This is a genomic window from Bacteroides caecigallinarum (assembly GCF_021531075.1).
GTDB lineage: Bacteria > Bacteroidota > Bacteroidia > Bacteroidales > Bacteroidaceae > Phocaeicola > Phocaeicola caecigallinarum_B.
This window is the reverse complement of sequence record NZ_JADYTJ010000146.1, coordinates 1-723: the sequence shown is the minus strand read 5'-3', so window position 1 is coordinate 723 and position 723 is coordinate 1. Positions and strand designations below refer to the sequence as shown.

At 30.4% G+C, this 723-nt stretch carries 1 protein-coding gene; it reads left to right on the top strand.

Translation table 11 applies throughout. The annotated features are described in order from the left end of the window. Positions 1 to 475: 475 nt before the first annotated feature. Positions 476 to 723 (top strand): hypothetical protein (locus tag I6E11_RS14775; RefSeq protein WP_235338846.1); only part of this gene is annotated, 248 nt, incomplete at its 3' end.

Genomic DNA, 723 nt, shown 5'->3' with positions numbered 1-723 from the left:
ATGACATTGTTTGGATTATATGTTATGGCTGAAATTTTGGATTGGTAACTTATTTATTAAATTTAAAGCCTTTTTATAATAATTACAGGAATAAAACTACCTTTGTAATACAATTAAGATTTAGCCCATACCTATGGTATCTAATATTTTTGGTTATATCAAAAAGTAGCAACATCATATTTGCATACATGAAAAATTTTATATTTTTGCGAAATGAAACAATAATGATTTGCTAATGAAATAAAAGTTTAACTAAGACATATTAGAAAAAAGAAGTGTTTGCTTCTTGCTTGATGTTATTCGGAAAATCGCCAATTAGAAGAATTTAACCTCAAAAGCAAGGGAGTGAATGTTCATACCATAAGGTGTGGGCTTTCCTTGTTGTAGGTTATAGGTGTTTGGCGATACCTCCGAATAGACAATGGGGATTGACTCACACCTTTTTTTATGGTATGGCTACAAATGATAATATGTTATGAGATATTTATTGTCGTTTTGTGGTTTAATGTTATTTCTACCATTAAATTCACATAGCCCAAAAGGTAGGTTATATGACCACTTTGACCTTGGATTACCAGATGGTAATGAAATAGTAATAGGATTTATAATTGCTTTTGTGGCTATTCCTATTGGGTATTTAATCTCACGTAACACTAAAGACGCTTCTTCTAAAGGATGCTTTGGAACATTATTGATAGGAGTAGGTATAATAGCTTTATTACC